This window comes from Chryseolinea lacunae (genome assembly GCF_016735595.1).
Lineage (GTDB): Bacteria > Bacteroidota > Bacteroidia > Cytophagales > Cyclobacteriaceae > Chryseolinea > Chryseolinea lacunae.
In genome coordinates this window covers 1,390,683-1,410,734 of sequence record NZ_JAERRB010000001.1, presented here as the reverse complement: position 1 = coordinate 1,410,734, position 20,052 = coordinate 1,390,683, and the positions used below count along the sequence as shown (strand labels likewise).

Sequence of the window (20,052 nt, the reverse complement as noted above, 5' to 3'; positions counted from 1 at the left end):
CTATAAACAAATATAAATATTATTCGATAAGTAGCTATGGATACACCCAGCCCATCCGTGAGGGAGGATGGATTTTTAAGAAAATCGAGCTTGCCAGACTTCAATGAAATGGGCTGGGCACCTATTTCCGGGGAAACGTTCTTTTGAAAGAGTTTTGGCATCCTGCGTCGCCCGGTCAAAAAAATGGTAACTTCACAGGCAAGTCTACGAGTCATGAATAAATCCATTCCACCGGGCTACTCATTTTTTCCATCGATGGTGCGCACCTACAAGCAGGCCAAAAATCCCATCGGCGCCATGGTGGAAAGTATGACCCGATTCAACGGAACCTATACGGTCAACCTCGGCATGATGCGCCTCATTGCAACACAGGATGGCGGGTTGATAGAGCATGTTCTGAAATCGAATCATCGTAACTATCACAAGTCACAAATACAGACGGAATACCTCGGCAAATTTCTGGGCAAGGGTTTGCTCACCGTCAACGGCGACTATTGGCTGAAACAACGGAGACTAATTCAGCCGGGGTTTCACGCCGAAAAAATACATGCGCTCTATGCGATCATAAAAAACACGATCGACGAGTTTCTGTCAACCGTCCCCACGGGCCATGTGGACGTATACCCACTCATGCACAAGCTCGCCTTCGACATCGTAATCAACACGTTGTTCACGGTCGACGTGCCGACAGCGCAGCGGCAAAAGCTGGCCAGCTTCATCAGCGATGTGCAGGAGTATGTGATGAGAGAAGTGCGCAATCCACATAAACGCTGGTGGTTTCGGCTGTCTGGCGAACTGCAAGAAAATCTCGACAAGGCCGCCGGCGCCCGGGACGTGATCCGCTCGCTTATCCGGCAGCGTCAACACGACAAAGGTCGGCACAACGACCTGCTTGACATGCTGCTCGAAGCGCGTTACGAAGAAAGTGGTCAACCCATGACCGAAGAGCAGGTCATCGACGAAATCTTAATTATTCTGATTGCAGGGCATGAAACCACTGCCAATGCACTGTCGTGGTCGTTATACCTGCTGGCTCAGCATCCTGATGAATTGCAGATTGCAAAAGAAGCATCGCGGTCTCTCGAATTGCAGCAGATCGTTGGCAACGAAGCGTTGAACAATGTGATCAAAGAAAGCATGCGCCTGTATCCACCCGCGTGGATCAGCGACCGGGTGGCACTGGAAGACGATGAGTATGCCGATTTTTCAATTCCAAAAGGAACGGTGATCGTCATCTTCTACTACGGACTGCATCGCGACCCAAACGAATGGGGCGATGCCTTGTCATTCAAGCCCTCCCGGTTTTCAAAAGAGCATACCCAGGACATAAAGAAAATATACTATCCATTCGGAGCAGGCCCACGCCTCTGCATCGGCAACAATTTTGCCATGGCAGAGATGGTCATCTTCTTGCAGTCGTTCATCCAAATGTTTCATGTTGCACCGGGCAACGCAGAACCAACGATGAAGCCGTTGGTTACGCTGCGTCCGGATAAAGTGATGTTGAAGGTGACGAAGGTGGGTTAGTGGTGCTGTCAATGAAGGAGCCGAGGTAGGGGAAGTTGAAGATCGCTACTATGGACTGGAGTCTTTCAAAATCTTGGGGCGCTGTCGGGATCATCTATTGTATTTTAAGTTAGCCACTCCATAGCCAACCTGTCGTTCCCCTATAGTCAACTTTATACCACTTTGCGGTCTGTCCGTAGATTGTCTCGCTGATGCCATTTTTGTCTACGATGCCTACTATCTCAATCGATTTCGCACAATCTTTGCAAACGGAGCGAAGTCCATAATATGTGCGCGTGCCAGAGCCACGCCTGCTCCACGAACTCACAGTAGAAAATCCAGTGTAGGTTGTCCGTCTGTAATTTGCGTTTGGTGCTCCACATTTGTGACAGGTCGCCATAGCCGCTAACCGTTTGGTGTAACTGTTTTAGATATTTTCCTATACTGAAAAGTAAGAAAAAAATAAACCGTTTCAAGTAAGCTACTGGGATTGAAAAATCGTCTTCCGGAGAATAATCAACGCGAAATCCAGCGAGCAAACAAAACTCGATTAAGCCCTTATCACGCTATGCGAGCAACCTCACCTGATTGAATTCCAAGCATCTATAGCCCATTTTTTATGTTCTTCACTGGGATAAGAAATTGTAGAGAATGCAAATTTTCCTCCTTTCACCTTTACGCCCTGCAATATCCAATACTCTTGTTGTGTTTCTTTATCTATGCTATAGTACAGCACTGCGTTTCCCGCTATGTTCGTCGCACTGGCCAGATACTCTACTTCATAGTCGTTTTTGTTGCTAAAAAAGCCGTCGGCATACTCTGCGTCAGATTTGTCGTCGTTTCTTGTATAGCATATACAGCGAACGGTCCTTTCATGATCATAATATACTTCTGAGCTGTCATCAACCGTGTGGTAGATATTTCCGGGCAAATCAATCATCCATTTGCCGGGCAAGTCGAAGGTCATCAAGTGTTTTTTGTAGCCGAACTCAGTATCAGGAATGTCTGTTTCTTCTTCATTTAGAAATTTTTTCACAGTGTCCCAATCTTTCAGAGGAAGATCGAGTTGTGGATTTAGTTGTTTAGATCGTTCGAAGGTATTGTCAATAATATACAATACTTTTTTCTCCAAATCGTCCGTTGGGTAATGCCAAGGACACTCAACGTTTAGCAATGCAATTCCGGTCTTTTTATAGAACTGTTCGTCATCTTTTCTATTCCACCAAATAAAAAATTCTTGAGCGGCCCATTCCAAGTCCTCAATTTCAGATTCAGCAATCTTCTTAAATAATTCTCGCGTCCATATTCGCATGGGCGATGCGGCAAAAAAGCTACGTTTCATTCTCGGATACCCCAAGGGCATCGTGAGCATGAACTGTTCGCTGTTGCTCTCTACAATGAGAGAATTGGCTAGTGCTCGAAGCCATTTAAGCATTTCGAATTGAAGTTGCTTGAAATTTCGGTGATTGTAATAATCAGTTTCATCGGAGTAATGCTCCTCGTCATCCTGAAAATTCCAATTCCATTCTATTCCAAGCACTGTTCCCAGTTTTTCAACTAGCTCAACCAAGTAAGCGTGATACCCTGGTCCAACGCTATTGGTTCTTGCCGAACAAATAAGATTGTTATCGACCAATTCAAATGCCACGGTTTCCTCGCACGGATGCACAGTAACGTGAAGTGAATTTTCGTTGCCGCTAAAGGAAAGAAAATCTTTGAATAGCCCCGACGAATGGCGGGTAAGATGATCTTGTATAGTAGAAAGCTGTATTGGTGCAGCTATCTTTGCTCTTAAGTGAATGCCTAATCCCATCGTCGTCAAATGTTTCATCACCAATGGATAGGTGACTGATAGTTCTTTCAAAAATACACATACGTTCGAACGGCACAACGCTTAAAATGTATATTTGCCCATGCTAAATCCGGCAATGATTTGATCAGATGCGTAAAAAATCAAAATCCATCCCGCTGAACACCATGGCCCAAAGGTTCGGTGCGGGCATTGCCGTGGGGAAGGCAACCATCAAAGATCTGCATACCTTCGAGGAAGCCGAACAATCGCACAGAGACGACTATCATTTATTCTTTTTGCAAGAAAAAGGGAGCACACCCATAGAGATTGATTTTCAAAAATACAAGATCAAGCCATCATCGGTTATCTACATTCATCCCAATCAAATCCATAGGGTGGGGGAGTTTCAAAACATAACGCTCAGCTTTTTGGCAATCAACAACGAAAGCCTGGCCCCCGAATACCATAAATTGTTGGGTGACATTGCACCGGTTAAGCCCTTGTTGTTAAAGAAGGAAACATTTGCGCTTATTTCTGAAGCAGTGTCCCTTTGCATCAAACTGTCTGAACGCAAACACGAAAAGCTATACCACTCCCTGCTAAAAGACAGTTGCAATACGCTAGTCGCCTTAATTGCCTCGCAATACCTGTCGCAGTCCAGAGCCGTGGAATCGTTGTCGCGTTTTGAGATCATTGCCAAGTCTTTCAAGGCCAGTTTGGAGCAAAACTTTGTGACGATCAAAAAGCCGGCGGCTTATGCCAGCATGCTCAACATATCCATTCCCTATCTCAACGAATGTGTTAGGAACACAACCGGCCAATCGGTTTCCCATCACATCCAACAGCGCGTTGTTCTGGAAGCGAAGCGGCTGCTCTATCACTCCACCAAAACCGTAAAAGAAATTGCAGACGAGCTGGGCTACGACGATTACCCCTACTTCTCGCGCCTGTTTGCGAAAGTCACCAAGATGAGCCCCTTAACCTTCCGGAGCAAAAACCTCGATTAGTCCAATGCTTACTACGAATGAACATTGATTGCTTTTCCTTTTCGCCGGTCCTTTGTGTCAACACAAATCGGGCTGGAATGGAGGTTTCTGTTCTTCCCGATCGGTAGAGACTACAACTATGATTTCAACAATACCGAAGTGGATAGGAAACTTGTTTGAGGCTTCGCTCCGCCCAAACTTCAGGGTGCTAGCAACCACCTATCTCAGTCCGCAAATAAAGAAGATTCGTTTTCGGGGTGACCTATCAAAGATGAACCTCCAGATTGGCTATGCCAACGTGATTCGCGTAGGCGAAACGGAATACAGAAACTATACGGTCGCCGGCCACAATGCAAAGGACGGCACTCTGGATATGATCTTTCACATTCATGGCCACGGCGTGGGAAGCAATTTCATTAACAGTCTTAACGTGGGCGACGAATTGTTTATCAGCGATCCAAGGGGCAAAAAGTTTTACGAACCCGCTGTAAAACAACAAGTGATTTTTGGAGATGAAACATCGTTGGGTCTGGCGTGTTCGTTTCTTCGGGTGCTGAAAGAAAATCAACATCAATTTCAATTCTACTTCGCGCTGGGCCGTGAAAATGAACAGGTGCTTCCGTTGCTGGGCTTTGAGAACTACACAGTGCTTCCCAAGGGGCCATCTTCCATTCCACACTATCCTGACATGCCGACCGCCAACTTTATTTTAACGGGGAATGCAAAGTCGGTTCATGTGTTCAGAAAGGGGTTGAAGAATTTAACCACCGGAAAAATATTCTCTCAAGGCTATTGGCTTGAGGGAAAGAAGGGACTATAAAAAAACTAAAACCAACCGCCGTGATCTATGTATTCAAAACCTCGGTAGCAACCCAGGCAGATGTTCAGCGATTGAAGCCTGTGCTGCAAGAACGTTTGGAAAACGCAAAATGGACGTTCGACCTCGACGATTGCGACAAAGTTTTGCGCGTTGATAGTAAAATAGAAAATGAGCAGGCCGTCATTCAACTTCTGAGGCGCAATGGCTATGATTGTGAGGCGCTGCAGAATTAGCAACGCCTTCCTCCTAAAACACTCCCATCGCCGACAAAAAGTGCGTCATTTGGTTAGACGCGATTAACGTTTTGCGTTTTCTTTTGCGCCAACACAGACGCCAGCATGGCAATGATGAGTATGGCGATAATGACAACGAGCGACAAATTGGTCGGGATCTTGTAGAGATCGGTGATGCTCATTTTCACACCAACAAAAATGAGGATGGCCGAAAGACCATATTTCAGATACTTGAAATATTTCTCGATTCCCGAGAGCGCAAAGTATAGCGAACGCAAACCAAGGATGGCAAATACGTTGGAGGTGTACACAATGAAGGGATCGTCGGAGATGGCGATGATGGCGGGGATGGAGTCCACTGCAAAAATGAGGTCTGTCGCCTCAATTAAGATCACCACCAGAAACAGTGGTGTGGCCCATAGTCTGGCGTCGCGTTTCACAAAGAACAGATCGCCTTCAAAGGTTGGCGTGAACGGAAATAGTTTGTGGGCCAGCTTCACCAAGGGATTTTTCTCGGGCTCTATTTTTTCATCTCCCGAAAACAGCATGCGAATTCCGGTGATGACAAGGAAAGCTCCAAAAATGTAGATAAGCCAATGGAATCTGTGAATGAGTTCGACCCCCGATAGAATAAAAATGACCCGCATCACCAGGGCACCCAAAATGCCCCAGAACAATACTTTGTGCTGATAGGCGCTGGGCACGTTGAAATAGGAAAAGATCATGATGATGACAAAGATGTTGTCGACGCTGAGCGACTTTTCAATCAGGTAGCCGGTGAAGAATTGAACGGCGGTGTCTTTGTCGAAATAGTAATACAGAAAAACGTTGAAAAGCAATGCCAGGCTCACCCACACGCCTGTCCAGGCAAGGGCCTCCTTCGTTGTTACGTCGTGTGATTTTCGATGAAACACACCCAGGTCAAGGGCCAGCATCGCCAGCACAAAGAGGTTGAAAACGATCCAAAGAATTGCCGTGTCATTCATATGTGCGGGGCCGTTGCAGCAACGGCTAACCAATATACCGCAATAAAGACAATTCCCCATGGGGCAAGGCTGCTCAGGTTGTGTGTGCAAGCTTTGTTTTTAGCCGTGCCAATAGTATTTTGCACATATCGAAAATGTAAAACAAAAAACTATCACAATGAAATTACTGATCGCATCACTACTGTTTCTGGGCGCTGTGTCTGTAAATGCCCAAACATCGAAAGAGCTTATTGGAAAATGGAAGCTCGTGAAAGAAACCAAGGATGGTGTTGATAAGGAAATAAAGGATGATACCTACCAGGTATTTTTTGACGATGGCAAATTTGAAGGCATTGTGGGTAGCAAAACGAGTAACGGAAAGTGGAAACTTTCAGACGACAACAAAGTGCTGACGGTGAAGATTAGCATCATAAAGGTTAAGTTCACGATTGAATATTTCGACGCCAAACGCCGTGTCATCAACAACGACATGACGGGCAGGCTGGAGTATGAAAAGGCGGCGGACTAGTTTTTTGATCATACTGTAAATGCATAGCGCTAGTGAATAACACATCACGCGCCCTTCCCATCGGTAAGGTGCTGGCCCTGCTGCTTGTCTGGATAGGATGTATAGTCTTCCCGATGTTTATGGGCGAACATCACGACACAACCCTGCTCAATACCATCGACGCAGCCTTGTCGTGGCCTATCCTGTCTGCATGCCTGGTGCTTTTGGCCTTCACAGTGCTGACACGCCATGGAAGAGCTGCCGGTTTAACAACGCCATTTCTTCACGGCGCCTGGCTGCTTATCTACCCGGCAGTTGTTATCACAACTGTACTGATACATGTCGCGTTTGGTGGCGGATTTAACAATGCAGATAACTTCAAATGGATATTGGTGAACACCGCGCTGGTGGGATTTTCGGAAGAGATGATGTTTCGCGGCTATGTTTTTGGGGCACATGTAGGCCGCATCAGATTTTTATGGGTGGTGGTGTTGGTGTCGGTTTTTTTTGGCGGTGTCCATGTGTTGAATACGCTGGTGACGGGCCAGCTGCGGAGCAGTGTGGCCCAGGCGGTGATGGCGGCCTTTTCAGGATTGCTTTTTCTGGCCATCCGCGTCAAAACGCGTAGCCTGGTGCCGGCCATGGTCGTGCACGGGCTTTTTGATTTTTCGGTGATGATGAATTTGTCGGTTCCGGGCAACGCGCGCGATCCGTGGAATGCTGCGGTGGGTGTGCTGCTTGCACTTTCGCCGTTAATTTTTGGCATCACAGGAATTGTAGTGCTGTCTAACAAGGAAACGGTGAATCGGTTTCTGCAATCCTTGCCAGAGCAAGACGGCGAATAAATCTTCTGCTAGAACGCTTCAGAGAAATTCATAATAAACAAGGCTTCGTCGCCGCTAAAGCCCATGTCGAAGCGAAGGTTGATGTCGTGTGCGTTGTCAACTTGCAGGCGCAGGCCCACACCATAGTTGCTGTGAAACGAGCTCATGTTGAGTTTGCTATAGTCCGGGGCCACCTGGCCCAGTCCTCCAAACGCTGTGCCGCCAAAAATCCAGAAGAGGGGAAAGCGCATTTCGGTTTGGCCAATCACCGACACGTTGTCGCGATAGCGGCCCAGGTACGAGCCGCGCATAAAGTAGTCACCGCCGAGGAAAGCCAGCGACTGCACGGGCACATCGCCCTGTTTCGATTCGGTGCGCAGCTGCGAGGCCAGCACTATTTTTTTAGTCAAACGAAAGTAGTAGCGCGCGTCGAGTTGAAAGTAGTCGTAGTTATACTGACTGCCCAGCGATTTGTCAAAGAACTGATAGCTGGCGTCGAAGAAAAAACCACGCTTTGCATTGAGCCGGTTGTCGCGTCCTTCCATCGAAATCTTTAGCCCCAGACCAGACTGTCGTCCCACGGCATGGATAACCGCGGCAGAATCGCCGGCAAACACACGCGAGAGCTCCGATAGTTCAACCTGTTTGTAGTTGTAGTAGTCGAACGTCGGGCCAACATACCACTTCTTCCAGACCCTGAAAAGATAGAAGGTGCTGAATTGGAAGTTGAGCGTGTTGAGCACGCGTTGTTGTTCCAGCTTGGTTTGGTTGCCCACGCCATAGAAAAGCAGCGGATAGTAGATATAGATGAGGTCGGTTTTCCAGATGGCCTTGTTGTGCTTCAGCATCAGGTTCGATTCCAGCACCATTTTATATTGTGTGTTCAGCGTGTAGTATCCAAAAGCCGAGATGCTTGAAGGCTGCACAATGGTGTCGTGCGCATCCTGGCGAATTTTGAACGCGTTGTATTTGCTGAGCCCGAACAACCAGCTGGTCTCTTTGCTATACGACCCAAAAGGCACGGGAAAGTAAATCATATACCACTGCATGAAGGTGTTCATGCTGTTGAGCTTCTTCATGGTGTTTGAAGTGTCTTTCAGAAGCAAAACATTGTGCTGGTGCAGGCTGAGTGGGTGGCGCTGCCATGCGGGGAGGGTTTGGGCGGGCGCGCGAAAGGTGGGAGCCGTGGCGATGTTTTGGGCAGAGGAAAGGGCTGCGCTGAAAAGCAAGAGGGCAAGCAAAAAGTGTTTTGTCATGGATGTTTCGAAAACGTTTTGTGCCTGTTGAACCTTCAAACACCCGGGCATGCAACCCACTTCGGGCCGAGGTGTTGCCGTTCGATTTTTGGCAGCCTGAAACTAAGAAAAAGCCTGCAGATGCCCAAAGATCGCCGGCCTTGTAAAAACAACTTAGGGGTGCCGCTGTGTTGGGTTATTCGCGCCCATGCCCTACCTTGGAATCACAATTGGTCTGCTATGAAAAAAACGCGCGTCATCCGTTCTCTAATTCAACAACTATTGCTATCGATTGCGTTTGTGTTGGCCGGATATGGAGCCGGCGCGCAAGGCAAACTCACCGCCGGCCTTTTTTCGTCGGTGCCGCTGGGCAAGTATCGCTCCACGTCTGCTGACGACGGCAGCGCCGCTAAATCCGGATGGGGCGTGATGCTGGAGTATGAACTGCGACTCAAGTCATGGCCAACATTTTTTGCGTTGAACCTCCACACCTCCTATCAAAATAATCCTATCGACAACGATGCGATGTCGGCCGAACTTTCTGAGGCGCTCGATGTGAATGCGCGGGTTTCAAAAGCCAGCTTTCATCCGTTGCTGGTCACCCTCGGCCCCACGTTCTATATTCCCGCGTCACCATCGCTTCGCATCGGCATCAAAACGGGCATTGGTTTTTTGCTGACCAACATCGATGCGCTGAACCTTTCATTTTATGACAACCAGGCAAAGCTGCTCACCACGGCCGACGTGCAGTTTCACACCGATCCCAACTTCACGTTTTTGCTGGGATGCAACGGGGAGTATACACTGTCGCCACGCGTGAGCCTGGTGGCCTTTGCCAACTATTCGGCGGCACGCGAAAAAGTGAGTTCTTCGGTGGCGAATTTGGAAAGCGTTCATTCGTACTTCAATCTGTCGTTTGTGAACCTGGGCCTGGGGGCGGCGATAAATTTACATTAGCACAAAACGATTGGCCAGAATGCGTAACTTGTTAGTAGTCGTCTGACCCGAACCGACCCAAACCCTTTGGATACTTCGTCTCCTGCGATGCGCTTATTTCTGAAACGCCTGGCGTGGGCGCTGGCGTGCGTGGTGTTGCTGTGCGTGATAGCCGCTACCACGGGTTTGTATTTGCTGACACGCTATGGCATTGCCTATGATCGTGCCTCGTTCCGGTTCCCTTCAACACTATACGTGCGCGGCCTGTCTGTGCACCAGGCCTCCCTCACCGTGAAAGCCGACACGGTGGAAGCAAACTGGTCGTGGGGCGCACTGTTGCATGGAAACATCCATGGCAATTTTTTAACCATCGCGAACGCTACCGCCGACGTACGGGCATCTTCTCAAAGTGGCGATAGCCTGGCCACGCTTCCCGGCATGGTGTTTGACCGCGTGCGTCTGAAGAACATCGCGATATCGCTTCGCAGCGATTCCAACTTTTCGAGGCTGCTGCTGGGCGATGTGCGCCTGGCCGGTCTTCGTTTTCAGGATAGCCTTTCCATCGATTCGCTGATAAACAAGGCGAGCCGGTTTGATGGACAATATGTGCACGGCAATAGCCAAGCAGGCGCTGGAGAAAAAACATTCTTGCTCTCATCGCTTCCGCGTTTTGCCATCCGCTATGCGAAATTTGACGACTGCGGCATAGCTATTGATTATGGCGGCAAGCCCTATGTGGTGAGCAACCTGAGCCTGCTGTTTGGCGGGGCGAACACTCCGGAGCAGGTAGACGTGTCGTTGCGCGAGCTGCAGTTTCGTTATCAGGATTCGCTTGATGTGCACTTCGCTTCCGACCGCGTGACGGTGAATGGCCAGGACGACGCGGCCATCAACAACCTGTCGCTTGTGTTGCCCGGGCTGCAGGTGGCCACGTCGAAAGTAGCGATTGCTCATCGCGACGGGAGCGTGGAAGTAGGCACGGTGTTCAAGCCTTCGTATTTTAATACCAATCTGTTGCTTTTCTTTTTTCCGTCGTGGAAAAGCATGTTGCCGTCCGACACCCGTGTGGATTTTCAGGGCGGCGCGTCTTATCACCACGGGCGGCTCATGTTTAGCGACGCGGCCCTGACGCCAGACCGCTATGGTTCGTTTGTTGGAAATGGATTTGTGGGCATCGGCGGCCTGCGCGACAGCATCGATCTAAAGGTGACGTCCCTTTACACATCGTCGCGAAAACTGGCCGGTTGGTTTGGGATGACGCGCGCGACAGCAGAAAAAGAATGTGCCCTGCGTGGCACCGTGCACGTGGCCGGACGTTATGACCGGCTGCACGCAACGGGGCAGGTTTGGGTTGATCGCACGGCCGTGCGCTATTCGTCGTCAATCACACAAACAAAGCAGGGCATGCACGTGCGGGCTACGTTGCATTCGCCGCAGCTATCGGTATCCGATTTTGCAACGGGTCTGAATTCGGACCTGAAACTCGCGGGTGCGTCGGTAGTCACGAATACAGATTTTGCCAAAGGAAAGCTTTCCTCCCTCACCCTACAATTGCGCAGCGACTCGATGCTGCTAAACAACGCCTGGTTCGTTGCGCCACACGCAGCGGCTCGCTACACGCCGAAGATGACCACGCTGGCCCTTCAATCGCAGCCCGTGCAACTGGAGCTGGAACTGGCAGGCAATGTGATGCGACAAGCCGAAATGGATTTCCGCGGTAAGGTGGACTATTCTGTATCGCTCTCGGCCAGGAGCTCGCCAACAGGAATTCATTCGATCTTTCGGGGAACTTATAGTCCCGTCGAGAACCGACGGGCGCTCGCCATACAGCTCGACACGTTGCGCATGACAGGCGCAGACAGTCATGACGCCTTTGTGACAACGGGAAGTTTCGCGCTTGCCGAACAACCCGGACAGATGCTGACCACACGCCTTGCCCTCGAGAATGTGTTGTGGTTCGATGCGTTGCTGCATCGCGATGCCTTGAGCTGGGATTGGAAGTCAGCCTGGATGGGCCATCGGCCAACTACATTTCCACAGGCGCGAGCACAACTTAGCGTGACGGCGGACAGCACATTGATTTGGGAACTGACCGGGCAACGGGGAAAGCTGGCGATCGAAAAGGCGGTGATTGAATCGACCGCTGAAAATGTGCATGCGGATTTTGTGATTCGTGGCGCGGAGTGGGCGGGCTATGCGGGCCAGGATTTGGCCGGAAATATCGACTATTCCAGTGGCCATCTCGATAGCCACGTGACGGCCCTCTCACTGACCACTCCTTTCACGCTGATTGATAGCGCCGACCTGAGTGTAGACACCCGGCGCGACAGTGTATTTGCTGTTGGCTTGCGTGCGTCGCTGCCCGAGTTGGAGCAACGGCTGAACGTGAGCGCCACGCTGTCGGTTTTGTCCGATGGCTACACGCTGGCGTTTGGCGGTATGGATCTGCAATTTGGAGGCACGCGCTGGAACACCCAACAAAGTAGTTTTTTGCAGGTGAACCGCGCGCTCGACTCGTTCTCGGGAAACCTTGTTGTGGCCAACAAACAGCAGCGCATCCGCGTGGAAGGTTCGAATAATGAACTTCGCATGAATGTTGACAGTCTTGATATACATCCTCTGGCTACTGCGCTTTCGCCGGACGTGCCGTTGTCGGGTGTATTGAATGCCCAGGCTGTGTGCAACATTCGTGAACAGCGCTACACCTGGTCCGGAACAGTGATGCATGCACAGATAGACACGGTGATGTTGGGCGACCTGCATATTGAAGGCGAGAACAGCCGGGAATTGTTGCAGGCCAAAGCCTTGTTGACGCAACGCGCGGGACGGTGCGTGGCCACCCTGCAGAGAACACTAGCCCAGCCGTTGGCGTTTGATCTGTTGCTGGAACAGATCGACCTGCACCAACTCACGTCCCTGTTGCCCTGGCACGCAAGCGACTTGCACGTGTCGGGTGTGGTGAATGGCCGCGTTGCCGGCACATATGATTCCACATGGCATGCCGGTGGCTTTGTTGTTTTTCCCGATACGGAAGTGCGATTACCCCGCTATGACCTTCACTTCAAGACAAAAAACGATTCGGTGCGGGTGAAGGACGGCCGTGTGATGCTGAACCATTTCACATTGCTCGATGAGCACGACCATGCAGTGACCCTTGAGGGTGGCGTGAACCTTGACGCGGGCACGCTTGACCTTGCCGTGAAGAGCGACCGCTTCAGGCTGTTGGACGAAACACAGGAGCGCGCCGTGGTGCGTGGTGTGGTGGATGTGGCCTGCGATGTGCGCGTGTCGGGTTCGGGCGGACAATATAGCGTGAGTGGGCGAGTGGCCACCTTGCACGGTGCCGCCGTAACGTATCTCTACAAGAATCAGGTGAGCCTTGACGACCGCGAGCGCGAAATTGAATTTGTGGAATTTGGCAAGGAGAAAACCGAAGCCCACGTTGTGCCGCGAAGCCGGAGGCGCAGCACACCCGTGGCATGGAATGTGGAACTGGATGTGGGCACCATCGACGCCACCATTTTGTTTAGCGAAGCCGAGCAGGAACATATTAAGACCACGGCCCAGGGCAAATTGTTTTTCAAAACAGGGAACAGCGCCATGCCCTTTGCGTATGGCGGCATCGAAAGCAACGCGGGCAACATCTTGTATCACACACCCATGATCTCTGACCTGCGCTTCACCATTGAGCGGGCGGCGGTGCGCTGGGCTGGTGAACTGAACCGGCCGCTGATCACCTTCTCGGGGTCGGAGGTTTTCAGACTTGCGCCCAGTGAAATATCATCGCTGTGGACAAACACATCCGACCGCTGGCCGATAGCCGTGGTGGCCACTATCAATGATCAGCCACTCGACGATCTGACGCTCACCCTCGACCTGACCAGCACCAACAACCAGGTGGCCGACTGGATCAGGTCGCAACCGGCCGACTCGCGTCAGGCCAATGCCCTGGCCCTGATGATCCGCGGACGCATAAACACCAGCGGCGCGTCTGAAGTGAACCCCTTGATGGAAAGCCTGGTGACCAAGATGAATGAAATTGCAAGCCGGAACATCAAGGGTGCCGACGTATCTTTTTATGACGACAGCCGCGTGGCTACGGATGGCAACGGACCAACCAACCGGTTGGGCTATATGATGTCGCGTGGCATATTGAACAAGAAGATCAAACTGTCGATGGGCGGCAACGTTGATTTGACCGGGGGGAATTCGTCACTGTCGAACATCAAGGTGGAGTATGTGCTGCGGGAAGATCCCACTGTGACACTGCAAAGCAGCCGGGCCAGCGTGTACACCGGCGTGATCGACGGGATGGTAGACGAATCGTCGGTGGGTGTTACCTATGTGAGGCGGTTCCGAAACTTCCTGAGCCGCTATAGAAAACCAAAGAAGCCATGATGAAACTGCGCAGGGCGATTTTGGTAGTTGTGGCAATAGTGTTTGTGTCCTGTTCGGGAACGCGGCACTTGCCGCCAGGCGAAACCCTCTATGTGGGCACCCGCGGGCTGCGGATGGAAAAGTCGCCTGCCACCGGGTGGAACATTCGCGAGGGCTCGATAAAAAAGGCGAGCGCCTACTGGACCGTTTGGGATCTGCCCAATGGTGCTGCCTTTGGTTTTCCGTCGTTCCGGATTGTGCCTGCGCGGCTAATTATGTATAACTGGTTTTATACAGAGAAGACAGCGGGTTTTCGCTATTGGATGATGAACAATTTTGGCGAACGCCCCGTTTTGCTGAGCGCTATCCAGCCCGATCTGAAAACGCAAAAGCTCATCAACCTGTTCGAAAACTATGGACACTTTGGCACCACCGGAAGCTACAACGTTCACTACAACAGCAAGCGAACAAAAGCGTGGGTGAGCTATGGCTTGCTGATACCGAAGGCGTATACCTATAGGGTTGTGACTCATCGCGTAGACACCACGGCTGCCGCGATGCAGCCGGTGGTTGCACGGTTCGAATCGCAGCTGCAGCCCGGCGACGAGTTTAACCTGGAGGACATCAAAAGCGAAAAGGCCGCCTTCTGGAATTTTCTCCAGGACAATGGACATTTTTTTATTCAGCGCGATCATGTGGTGGTGAAAGCCGACACCACGGTGGGAGCCAAACAAATGGATGTGAACGTGGGCCTGGACGACGGCTTGCGACCAGCCTATCTCACCACCCAGACAATCAGAGAACGGCGGCTGGTGGTGGACACGATGACGCAACAAAACGACGGCGATAAATTTTATTATTTTGAAGCGGGCAAGATGCGGCGGCGCCTGCTGGACAGCCTCATCACCGTGAGAAAGCAGACGCGCTATTCGCTGGCCAACGTGAAAACGTCGATACGCAATCTGTCGGAGATGGGCGTGTTTGGAAATCCACAGGTGTCGTTTAGTGTGGCAAACGGCGACTCTACATCCATTGATGCCCGTGTGCTGATGCAAACCCTGGATGCCACATCGGTGAGCGCGAACGTGAAAGGAAACTACCGGGCTACGGGCTACTACGGACCCTCGCTGGGGCTTAACCTCACACAGCTAAATGTGTTTCACGGCGCCGAGAACCTTTCGGTTGATCTTGACGGCTATTACTACTTTCCTATCGGCGTGTATAAGGAGCGTGTTTCCAATTCAACGGGTGTGTCGCTGCGGTCCACGTTGTCGGCCCCGCTCATCACACCTCCGTTTCGATTTATACACGATCGTTATTCGCTGCCAAAAAAGAACATCATGCTGAATGGCGAGCTTAACGACCGCCGCGACTACTTCACCATGGCAAGCTTTAGCGTTGGCTATGCCTTCACCTGGAAGAGCAGCCCGAAGATGTCGCACCGCCTTTCGCCGGTAGAGGTGACGTATTCTGATTTGCTGAACACCACGCCCCTGTATGACACACTGGTTAAACAAAACCCTTCGCTTCAAACCAGCCTGACCGATCAGTTTATTCTGGGCGCATTCTATTCTTTTAAGTACGACAACCTGGCTACCACGCATAAACGTATCGGCACCTACTTCGAAGGAAAAATTGAATCGGCAGGAAATCTTTTGTACCTGCTTAGTCGCGTGAACACGGGAGGCTCTGAAGGCAAAGACCGGCGCGGTATTTTTGGATTGGACTTTTCACAATTTGTTGAACTCACCTATGAGTTCCGCACACACTACCGGCTTAACAATCGCGCCGAACTGGCCTTTCGTCACGTGGGTGGCTTTGGCATTTCGTATGGCAATTCGCGGCAGCTTCCCTACATCCGGCAGTTTTTTGTGGGAGGTGCCAACAGTCTGCGCCCCATCAATGCGCGGCGGCTCGGGCCGGGACGTTATGTTGAACTGCGCGAGGGCGAGATCAATCAAGTGGGCGACCTGAAGATGGAAGTGAACCTTGAATATCGCTTTCGCATCAATTCCCGCCTGAGCGGCGCCCTGTGGAGCGATGCCGGAAACGTGTGGCTGTTGCGCGAAGACCCCAGCCGGCCTTATGGACAAATTCGTTGGAACAAAATTTTTAACGACAGCTATCTCACCGCGGGCGTGGGCCTGAGGGTGAATGTGAACGTGCTGGTGTTGCGTGTTGATTATGGTTGTGTGCTCTATGCTCCTTTTTTTATCGACGGCTACAAATGGCTGTGGCAAAACAAACTTCCGATGTGGGGACCCGTGGTGGGATTTGGCTTGCCGTTTTGAGTTTGATCTTGCCGTGTAGGCAAACGTGCCGATCGTAAAAAATAGGTTGGCACTATGCAAGCGCAGGCGGCTCGGGTGTGGGCGCGATTTTTCGTACGTTCACCTCTCTTTGTGGGAACGGCATGATGATGCCCTGTTGTCTGAAGGCGTCGTCGATGCTCACAATAAGTTCGCTACGCACCCGGGACCCGTCCTTGTATTGCGTTACCCAAAAAAGAATTTTCACGCTGATGGCACTCTCGTCAAACCCCTGGAAGAGCACAGCCGGCGCGGGCTTGTCGATTATGCCTTCGTGTTTTTTTAATATTTCGTTCAGCAGGGTTTCAACACGGCGCAGGTTGGTTCCATAGGCCACACCCAGCTCAAGCTCCAGGCGTGTGCTGGATTCGTTGTCGCTCCAGTTCACAAGCTGGCCACTCAAGAGGTCGCCATTCGGAACAATCACATCGGCGCCATCCCAGCTTCCAATGCGGCTGCTTCTGAACCCGATCGATTTCATGACACCCACCTTACCCTGAACTTCCACGATGTCGCCAACATTAACAGGGCGTTCGAAGGCCAGGATCAGCCCGCTCACCAGGTTGTTCACGAGCGTTTGCAACCCAAAGCCAATGCCCAGACTCAAGGCACCCAGAATGACGGTGACTTTGTCTAACGGTATGCCTGCTGCGGCAAGTGCCAGAAACAAGGCCATGCCCATGATGCCGATGCGAACAAGCAACAACAGGCTCCCTATGCCAGCGCGCCCATCTCTGCTTCGCGGCCGGTCGGAAGCAAAAAATGATACGATGCGGGATATGACGGCGGCTACGCCCATGATGGAAATAAATACCAGGATGCTGGCCACACTGAACGAATAGCCACCCACCGTGCGCGGTGTGAGGACCCATTCTTTTATTGGATCGGAGATGACTTTGAATACATAGAAATTGCGGGCGAACAAAATGAACCACCCCACCACCAGGCCGGCGGTGAGCAAGTAGGGTGTTCGGGTTCCAACCTTTTCGAAGTTTATGCTAAACAGCCTGCGATCGTTCAGTGTGTATACATGAAACGACAAGCCCAGGCCTTCATTGATCAGGCGCACGGTCCAGAGAAACAGGATGCCGATCATCAGGCTTGAGTATCCGGTGGTGAACAAGTTTTTTGACAGGTTATACATCCCGGCGAGGTTTGCCGCAATGGAAGCGAGCTGCAGGATGAGCACAAGGCCGATAAAATAAAGAATGCGTCGCTCACGAAGCTCGTGTTTGTTGCCCAGCAGGGCCGTTAGTGCCACCGCGCTGCCACCAAGCGCCAGCAACAGCATGGCCCAGCGCTCCACAACCGAAACAAGAAGCAGGAGGTTGAGCACGCCGCTAACAAAAAACAGGATGAGGAAGGCAAGCCACACCCTCATCCAGTAGCCGTTGACGGTGTGCGAAAAAACCACCGTGAGCGAAAGGGCAGTAGTCATCCACAAAATGAAGTTCAGGATGGCCGGTGGGTCGGGCAAGATAAACTGGAAAAGGCTGATGACAATGACCGGTGCCGACAGCAATGGATATCGCAGCACAAGCTGCCCCGCGGTGTTGGCGTGTAGCAATTTTTCTTCCTCCAACACGCGACGCAACGTGAACAGATAGGTCGCGCAGAGAATCAGTGTGACCAGTATGATAACGATTTCCGTTTGATGTGCCGCGCAATAAAAAAGCAGCACAACCCTGGCGCGTAGCATCGAAAATTCGACAACGCTGTTCCATTCGCCGGGCGTGCCCGACATGCGCCAGAAGTAGTCTGCTTCCTGGCTAAAGGTCGCCTTTGAAATTTCATTTTGCACAGCGCCGAGATGCTCCAGCGACGCATCTGCTCTTTTAAGTTGCAGGGAGGCACGTGCCAACAGCGTGTGCACGTGCAGCGCTGCCCGCGCCAGGGCAGAGTCTACCGGTTGCACCAGGAGTGTGAGTGTGTTGATGCGTTGAACCAGGTCGTCGGTGGCGGGTGGCTCGTCTTGGGGCAACGAGGTCAGCAGGCTATCGGCACGCAACGAGTCGAGCACATACGTATAGTGGTCCAGGGCGTCGGCATATTTTTCCAGCGTGGCTTTTCGCCTCACCATCAGTGTTCTCAACCCGGTCAGAATCCGGGCGGTAGTGGTGACGTTGCGAAAAGACGGGATCGTGACAACGTCGGGGTGATTTGCGGCGCGGGCCAGGGAGTCCCAGTGATCGATCCCGATCAACTCCCGACGCATCGACAGGGTATCGATGCCACGGCGCAGATAGTCCTTGATGGACTGGGTTGTTTCTTCAATCTCGGCAATCAGTCGCCGTTGTTTCAATCGTGTTCGTTCGATCTCAAATCCTTTGGTCTTTGGCCGGGAATCGGCAACACGTTCGCTGGCATGGTGAGCCGAATCGCTACCGATTTTTGTTTGTCCTGCGCCGTTGAGGAACACCAGGCATAACATTCCCGTCAGAAAGGATAGTCGTTTTTTCAATCGATCGAATTTTGTTTACGTTACTCTGCTTTTTTCTTCGGCACGATCAGTTTGAATCCCAAATTCAAGTACCTGATTTTTTGAAAGGAAGAAATCGGATCGAGCGTGTCGAAGGTTAATTCTGTTTTTTGTTTGGCACCGGTGTAATCGGCATAGATGGCGCCGCTCAAAACGTTTTCCAGGATCGGGAACTTCAGTTCGAATCCGGCGGTGTAGGCAAACGCCACATTGTTGTTGAAGTTGATGGTTTCGCGCAGAAGCTCGTTGTTGTTGTCGTCGTAGACCTGGAGCGAAAAAGCACGGGTATTGTTAAACATGATGCCCACACTTGTGTTCACGCCCAGCTTCACCTTCTGGCCCAGGTCGAACGTGTAGGCAGGACCGATGGTTGTGAGCAAAGGGCTGTAGCGGCTGCTGGATGTAACGGTTCTGCGCCCCAGGGCCTGGGTGAAAGCCTCGGCCACCTTTTCGGTATCCATCGTATTCCACTGATAGGTGGAATGGAAATAAAGCGACATTCCTTTGGGAAGGAATTTATAGGTGGAGCGCGAGTCGAAGACAAAACCCCATCCGGGTTTGGCAAAGCCACCCTCTTTTACATCAGTTGATCCAAAGCTTCCCACCGGCAGTGCATAGAACGCTCCAAAGGAACTCTCGTCTTGCGCGCTTGCCTGCAGTACAATGTGTGCGAGTACAACGAAGGCCAAAAAAAATCGTAACGTTTTTTTCATGAGTAGGGTGATTTTTTGGGTTTAACAAAAAGTTTCACGTTCATACTACTGGAATAATTCTTCAATCAAACTAGCGCTTTCGATGCAGTGCAACCGTCGTTTGTAAAAAAACTGAAATGACGACGCTGCCTGCGACATAATTTAAGTTGTTCAAATTAGTCAAGGATTTGCATTATTTCATAAAAAACTGCCCCACAACACGGCTGGTGCTTAAAAACCATCCCGGAAGATTCGCCTAATTGGGTTTGATGGGTTTGGTTAATCAGAAGAAGGAAAACTTGTAACAGCTTCAATGTTTTGGTAAATATCTAGAGATGATATAATTTCTTCAGAATTTCCACTGAATTATAAACCTTGAGTCCAGCAGGT

General features: G+C 51.0%; 14 protein-coding genes. 9 read left to right on the top strand and 5 right to left on the bottom strand.

All coding sequences use genetic code 11. From position 1 onward, the window contains the following. Nucleotides 1-213: 213 nt before the first annotated feature. Complete coding sequence (locus JI741_RS05665) at nt 214-1,527, top strand: cytochrome P450 (RefSeq protein ID WP_202008019.1); 1,314 nt, start codon at nt 214-216, stop codon at nt 1,525-1,527. Nucleotides 1,528-2,086: 559 nt separating this feature from the next. Here the strand turns inward: JI741_RS05665 and JI741_RS05660 are convergent. Beyond that, entirely contained in the window at nt 2,087-3,370 is a 1,284-nt protein-coding gene (locus JI741_RS05660; RefSeq protein ID WP_202008018.1) for a hypothetical protein, read from the bottom strand. A 77-nt stretch (nt 3,371-3,447) separates the two neighbouring features. Between JI741_RS05660 and JI741_RS05655 the strand changes: the two genes are divergently transcribed. The 3 genes from JI741_RS05655 to JI741_RS05645 all read left to right on the top strand — a co-directional run bounded on the left by JI741_RS05655 (nt 3,448) and on the right by JI741_RS05645 (nt 5,337). Then, nucleotides 3,448-4,305, top strand: a complete 858-nt coding sequence (locus tag JI741_RS05655; protein ID WP_202008017.1) for an AraC family transcriptional regulator — start codon at nt 3,448-3,450, stop codon at nt 4,303-4,305. Between the two features lie 118 nt (nt 4,306-4,423). After that, complete coding sequence (locus JI741_RS05650; protein ID WP_202008016.1) at nt 4,424-5,104, top strand: FAD-binding oxidoreductase; 681 nt, start codon at nt 4,424-4,426, stop codon at nt 5,102-5,104. 20 nt (nt 5,105-5,124) lie between these two features. Next, nucleotides 5,125-5,337: a hypothetical protein gene (locus JI741_RS05645; RefSeq protein ID WP_202008015.1), complete on the top strand. Its 213-nt coding sequence runs from the start codon at nt 5,125-5,127 to the stop codon at nt 5,335-5,337. 53 nt (nt 5,338-5,390) lie between these two features. Here JI741_RS05645 and JI741_RS05640 read toward each other — a convergent pair whose 3' ends face one another. Further along, entirely contained in the window at nt 5,391-6,323 is a 933-nt protein-coding gene (locus JI741_RS05640) for a TerC family protein (protein ID WP_202008014.1), read from the bottom strand. A 157-nt stretch (nt 6,324-6,480) separates the two neighbouring features. On the opposite strand from JI741_RS05640, the gene JI741_RS05635 reads away from it, so the two are divergent. Continuing rightward, nucleotides 6,481-6,831 carry a lipocalin-like domain-containing protein gene (locus JI741_RS05635; RefSeq protein ID WP_202008013.1) on the top strand — a complete coding sequence of 117 codons (351 nt, stop codon included), beginning with the start codon at nt 6,481-6,483 and terminating at the stop codon, nt 6,829-6,831. A gap of 32 nt (nt 6,832-6,863) precedes the next feature. Continuing rightward, complete coding sequence (locus JI741_RS32740; protein WP_202008012.1) at nt 6,864-7,655, top strand: CPBP family intramembrane glutamic endopeptidase; 792 nt, start codon at nt 6,864-6,866, stop codon at nt 7,653-7,655. 8 nt (nt 7,656-7,663) lie between these two features. Here JI741_RS32740 and JI741_RS05625 read toward each other — a convergent pair whose 3' ends face one another. Beyond that, nucleotides 7,664-8,890 carry a BamA/TamA family outer membrane protein gene (locus tag JI741_RS05625; RefSeq protein ID WP_202008011.1) on the bottom strand — a complete coding sequence of 409 codons (1,227 nt, stop codon included), beginning with the start codon at nt 8,888-8,890 and terminating at the stop codon, nt 7,664-7,666. Between the two features lie 219 nt (nt 8,891-9,109). Between JI741_RS05625 and JI741_RS05620 the strand changes: the two genes are divergently transcribed. The 3 genes from JI741_RS05620 to tamL all read left to right on the top strand — a co-directional run bounded on the left by JI741_RS05620 (nt 9,110) and on the right by tamL (nt 16,473). Continuing rightward, nucleotides 9,110-9,826 carry a hypothetical protein gene (locus tag JI741_RS05620; protein ID WP_202008010.1) on the top strand — a complete coding sequence of 239 codons (717 nt, stop codon included), beginning with the start codon at nt 9,110-9,112 and terminating at the stop codon, nt 9,824-9,826. An 87-nt stretch (nt 9,827-9,913) separates the two neighbouring features. Further along, a complete protein-coding gene (locus JI741_RS05615) occupies nt 9,914-14,203 on the top strand; it encodes a translocation/assembly module TamB domain-containing protein (RefSeq protein ID WP_202008009.1) in 4,290 nt (1,429 codons plus the stop codon). Further along, entirely contained in the window at nt 14,200-16,473 is a 2,274-nt protein-coding gene (tamL, locus tag JI741_RS05610; protein ID WP_202008008.1) for a translocation and assembly module lipoprotein TamL, read from the top strand. Before JI741_RS05615 ends, tamL begins: the two co-directional genes overlap by 4 nt. Nucleotides 16,474-16,525: 52 nt before the next feature. Here the strand turns inward: tamL and JI741_RS05605 are convergent, their stop codons facing one another. Then, nucleotides 16,526-18,952, bottom strand: coding sequence for a mechanosensitive ion channel family protein (locus JI741_RS05605; protein ID WP_202008007.1), 2,427 nt, complete (start codon nt 18,950-18,952; stop codon nt 16,526-16,528). Between the two features lie 20 nt (nt 18,953-18,972). Beyond that, nucleotides 18,973-19,683 carry a hypothetical protein gene (locus JI741_RS05600; protein ID WP_202008006.1) on the bottom strand — a complete coding sequence of 237 codons (711 nt, stop codon included), beginning with the start codon at nt 19,681-19,683 and terminating at the stop codon, nt 18,973-18,975. Between the last annotated feature and the right edge of the window lie 369 nt (nt 19,684-20,052).